The following is a 3,895-nucleotide window of genomic DNA, read 5'->3' as shown; positions in this document are numbered from 1 at the left end:
CATTAAATAGTAACAAGAAAGCTGATTAGATAGGCGATATTAGCCTATATTAGAAAATCTGTGAATAATTCAGGATAGAAATTTTTATTTTGTAATTAATTTCTTAAAGATACACATATTTTATCTTTACCTAACGGAGTTTAGTAGAATAAGGTATTTTGGTTATTCATCATGACGTGTTTTTCAATTATATAAGTCAGAATGCATCATGCATTAACGATGCTTAGAAATAAAATAAATGTAGTAACTTTCTATTTTATTTGGTATATTTTTTAATAATTATCGTAAAGGAATGACCAATATGAAATTAATTAAACGATTTATTTTAAACCGTCCTGCTGAAAAGCGACTTGCTTATTTTTATGCTATGGTTGCAACGGATGAACAGGTGTGGTTACTACGCGACAAAAATGGCGACTTATTACTATTAGAAGATGATGGAGACTATCCATTTTTACTACCTGTTTGGCCAAGTAGAAGCTTTGCTGAAATGGAGGCTGCCAATTTAGATGAGTTATACGAAGCGTTCAATATACCACTTTCGACTTTTTTAGACGATTTACTAGTTGATGTTGAAAATGACGGTGGTGCCACAGCGATTTTCCCTAATGAAAAAGATACAACCATTCAAAAACGTGATGAAATAAAGGAAATGATTCGCAATTTATAGCAAGTAGTATGCTTCCTCAGATTAAATTGGAAAATAACTAAGTAAAACAGGATCGTCATTAATTTTATGTGATTAAATTAATATTGTTATAATTTATAAAATTAATAATACCGCAATTAAACCAGTAACGTAGAAGCCTATCATAAGTATGTTCAATTCTTAAGTAGAAATTTATTTTGTTACTCAACAAACGGGTGCTTTGCTTCATAAGGAGCAATGCATTTTTTTATTCGTCAAACGGGGGTGTATAGTTGATAAGACTTTATACTCTTCATAAATTGTATGAGTTTTTTTAATTCAGGTCTTTTCATAACTTGTACTAATACCATCATCAATAAAAAAATCCACTTTAGAGACACACAGTAGGCTTTTAATCTATCAGTTTGCGCTCGAATGAATAACCTTCCTTCGCCTGTTCATCAGTACTAACCCTAATGTAGATAGCTGTACGCATGAAATTACCTTATTATAATTATTGATTAATTATCGAAGGTTTTTGGGTATTTTTTTTGAGATACCAAAAAGACAGATTTGGAACATTTGTTCTTGTTTTATTGTAAAATAAAACCCCTTAATTAAAAAGGGGGTTTTGAATTTAAATATTTGGCGTTCAAATGTGGCCTTTTTCTTATTTGATTAACTATGCAGTTTTGTTGAAGAAGGAATTAATATGAACAATCGAGAAATAAAGGTGAAGAAAAAAATAAAATGAGGTGTTTTTCATAGAAAAGATGCCTGTTAATACCCTAAAAAAAATAGAAGAAGACATTTTAAAAAATGATTTAGGAAAAGCAAGGGATAGACTACACGGGTTAATATCAACCTATCCTAATGATTTGGAACTCCGTAAAAAGTTAGGCGAGATATATTTTGAATTAAAACATCCTTCTATGGCTGGTCGATACTGGTATTTAGAAGAAAACAAAACACCAGAAATGGTAAAAGCATGTATTGAGTTTGAAAAATCAATGGGAAATGATCCTATTAGAATAGCAAGAGCTTTAAAATATAAAGGTAATACTGAAATCTTAAAACGACTAGAATTAGACCAGGCAATTACCTCTACACAAAATAAAGTGAAAGAAAAATTGATGGAAAAACCCGAAGATTCATTTGAAGATAAATTAGTTACATTTGGTTGTTTATCAATAATAATTTTAATAATTATCTTTACATTAATTGGAGTTTACACATTCTTTAACTGGATATTTTGATCAAAATCAGCTTTGTATGTATATAGGTTGGCTTTAAAACTAACGAGGTACGTAAATTAAAGATCCAGTTGCCATTTTTGGCGGCTTTTCTTATTGAGTGCAGTTTAATAAAAAGTATGGTTTTAATATATAGTTCTATAATATTAGGAAAGAGAAGACTAAATTATGGCTTTAATATGGATTATATTGACTATGTTTATAGTTGATTTTTTACTAAGGAAACTTTTAAGAGTAAAACATAAAGGATTTTTTGGGAAATATGAACATTTTAATAAAAACTATGCACTTGCTGAAAAGTATACATTCATTATATTTCTTGTTTTGCTAATAAGTAATATTTTTATTCAATTTGTTAATGATCCTTTTATATTTACGTGGGCACTTCTAACTTTTATTTGGTTAATAAGGGGTATTCAAGAATGGAAGTATGATAAGGAAAATAAAGAATACATCTTTAGTTGGATTGGTTCAACTACCTTTTTGATAATAATTGCTTTGTCTTTAATAGGTTTAGTTTAATGTTGTTTCATTAACGGTAATTTATTTCAAAAAACTACACTTTAGACGCAAGAATGAAGAAAATATAAATTTAATCACTTTTCAATTTAACAAATGGGGCGGTTCGTTTGTAGTTGAATTGGCTAGTTGTTGCATTGGGGAGAACATATCTTACCCAGCAAAGTTACTGCCCACGATATAAACATACGGTATAGATTGGGTGCCAAATCAGAGGATGAAGATGGCATATGGTTTGATTATGAACACGCAAAAACAGAGGAAGATTATGAAGAAATTGCTTCTAATGTTTAAGTTTACTCAATATTAATGATCGTTATTGGATTTCTATGCTGTTCAATTAACGGGCAGGATAGGTTAAAGAAGGTATTTAGAATATTTTATTGAATATTAATAATTTGAGATGAGTTTAGTTGAGAGCAGAAGAGAAAGGTGAGATGAGTTAGATGTTTTTTATTAAAGTGTTGGTTTCAGCTATTATTATTGCATTGGTTAGTGGAATAGCAAAGAAAAATTCTTTACTTGCTGGACTTATTGCTGCGTTTCCAATAACAAGTATGCTTTCTATTGCTTGGTTATCGTATGAAAAGAGTAATGAAGTTGTAATCTCAAAATTCCTTATCAGTGTACTATTAGGAATAGTACCAACTGTTATATTTTTGGGGATAACAGTGTTGTGTATAAAGAAAGGAACTACACTTGGCGTTTCTCTAGGAATTGGATTTGGATTATGGTTATTAGTTATTATGATTTCTCAAAAATTAGAATTTCTGAATTGATATTATTCAACTAAAGGGGTGCAAGAGTTAAAGATTGGGATGGCTGCGGCGATCCTTCTTTATTGCACTAAAACGGGCAAAATAGTTAAAGAACGAATGGTGTAATGAAAGAAATAAAAGAGGTGCCGATATGTTTTTAAACCACTATATGAATAAAAATTTCCCGAACTTAGAACTTAGACCACCTTTGTTTTATAGTTGGGAAATTGGTATACGTTTTGAACTAGGGGTGGACTATGATAGTGATTATGCTTATGAAAATAGTCCATATTTACAAGGGGTTTATAAAAGGGCAATTACTTTATTTAAGTTCTTGCATTCTCAAAACGATGTTATTTATATCGTAGTTGACGTAGACGATTTTGCGGATGGTTTTAAGCATAAATTGAAGACCTTTTCTACGTATGTTAAAGAGAAATCAGACTTGTATAGGTTAAGCCATAAAACTATTCCTTATATTTTTCCAGAAGATAATGAAAATGGAACATATAAAACACATAGATTTACTCTAAAATGTAAAACATCTGACTTCAAATACATTCCTATGTTAAAAGCAATCTGCAATCAGGATATGGGAATAAGACCAAGTATTTTTCATAGAGTTTATTTCATAAACATCAACAGGAAAACTATTTATCACATTGGATAGGTTACACTTAGCTGGACAAAAAAATTAAGGGCTAGCAGACTGATAGAGAAATAAGTATATCAACCCT

At 30.0% G+C, this 3,895-nt stretch carries 5 protein-coding genes and 1 pseudogene; all 6 read left to right on the top strand.

The features are described 5' to 3' along the window. Positions 1-301: 301 nt before the first annotated feature. Positions 302-670, top strand: a complete 369-nt coding sequence (locus Q1B07_RS26200) for a DUF2750 domain-containing protein (RefSeq protein ID WP_299095765.1) — start codon at positions 302-304, stop codon at positions 668-670. 731 nt (positions 671-1,401) lie between these two features. Continuing rightward, positions 1,402-1,884: a DUF6584 family protein gene (locus Q1B07_RS26195; RefSeq protein ID WP_299834251.1), complete on the top strand. Its 483-nt coding sequence runs from the start codon at positions 1,402-1,404 to the stop codon at positions 1,882-1,884. Between the two features lie 165 nt (positions 1,885-2,049). Further along, positions 2,050-2,403: a DUF4181 domain-containing protein gene (locus tag Q1B07_RS26190; protein ID WP_299095723.1), complete on the top strand. Its 354-nt coding sequence runs from the start codon at positions 2,050-2,052 to the stop codon at positions 2,401-2,403. Between the two features lie 19 nt (positions 2,404-2,422). Next, a complete protein-coding gene (locus Q1B07_RS27130) occupies positions 2,423-2,584 on the top strand; it encodes a DUF4304 domain-containing protein (RefSeq protein ID WP_366945292.1) in 162 nt (53 codons plus the stop codon). 262 nt (positions 2,585-2,846) lie between these two features. After that, entirely contained in the window at positions 2,847-3,179 is a 333-nt protein-coding gene (locus Q1B07_RS26185) for a DUF3147 family protein (protein WP_299095721.1), read from the top strand. Positions 3,180-3,327: 148 nt separating this feature from the next. Continuing rightward, positions 3,328-3,822: pseudogene (locus Q1B07_RS26180) on the top strand (hypothetical protein); the annotation flags it as partial. Positions 3,823-3,895 lie beyond the last annotated feature (73 nt).

It is taken from the genome of uncultured Metabacillus sp. (assembly GCF_947503125.1).
GTDB lineage: Bacteria > Bacillota > Bacilli > Bacillales > Bacillaceae > Metabacillus.
This window is presented reverse-complemented; position numbering and strand designations above follow the sequence as displayed.

Coding starts and splice junctions, on each gene's coding strand:
- Q1B07_RS26195 (WP_299834251.1), top strand. CDS start 1,402: ATGCCTGTTAATACCCTAAAAAAAATAGAAGAAGACATTTTAAAAAAT.
- Q1B07_RS26190 (WP_299095723.1), top strand. CDS start 2,050: ATGGCTTTAATATGGATTATATTGACTATGTTTATAGTTGATTTTTTA.
- Q1B07_RS26185 (WP_299095721.1), top strand. CDS start 2,847: ATGTTTTTTATTAAAGTGTTGGTTTCAGCTATTATTATTGCATTGGTT.
- Q1B07_RS26200 (WP_299095765.1), top strand. CDS start 302: ATGAAATTAATTAAACGATTTATTTTAAACCGTCCTGCTGAAAAGCGA.